Raw genomic sequence first — 783 nt, 5'->3', positions numbered from 1 at the left:
TTTTATCAGTTACTCTGTAAAACACAAAACATAACACAACTGGCTTTGCGCTTGCTTATCCTGACAGGCGTTCGTACCAACCCTTTGCGTCATATTCGTGAAGATCAGATTGAAGATGATGTATGGACTATTCCTGCTGAGAATATGAAAGGTTTGCGTGACGCTACAACAGAATTTCGCGTACCTCTATCATCTGAAGCGCTAAAAGTGATTAAACAAGCCCGTTGTATTTCCAAAAGTAATTTCATTCTGTCTTTTTCCGGTCGTGCTCCCCTTGCTGAGAATTGTATGGCAAAATATATGAGAGACAATAAACTTGAAGCCTGCCCCCATGGATTTCGCTCTAGTTTACGCGATTGGCTCGCTGAAACAACCGATGCCCCCTATGAGGTTGCTGAAACAATTCTAAGTCATACAGTCGGAGGACAAGTAGAGCGTGCCTATCGTCGTACTGATTATTTAGAACAGCGCCGCGTTTATATGGATAAATGGGCGGCTTATGTCACGGGTCAATCTTAAGATATGGGGTGCATAACCCCATGATCTGTGGATAACTTTCTCTCTCTTGTCTCTCATTCTTTCTCAATAAGAGTCATAAATTATCACATCAAAAATTGTATGATAAAATATTGTTTTCTATAAATAAAACATCTTTCTAAATGAACCAAAATGTGCTTAATAAATAGTTATGATTTGTTACCATTTGTTGATAGAAAGGATTTTAGTATGACAGAAAATGATATTCTTTTGACAGACCGTGAAAGTGCAAAATTGCTTCATATG

General features: G+C 38.3%; 1 protein-coding gene. It reads left to right on the top strand.

Translation table 11 applies throughout. The annotated features are described in order from the left end of the window. Positions 1–519, top strand: a 519-nt coding sequence (locus ACFIQC_RS10000) for a tyrosine-type recombinase/integrase (RefSeq protein ID WP_375707144.1), incomplete at its 5' end; no start/stop codon positions are given. Positions 520–783: the final 264 nt, after the last annotated feature.

The organism is Bartonella sp. AA126HLJHH (genome assembly GCF_042197425.1).
GTDB lineage: Bacteria > Pseudomonadota > Alphaproteobacteria > Rhizobiales > Rhizobiaceae > Bartonella.
This window is presented reverse-complemented; position numbering and strand designations above follow the sequence as displayed.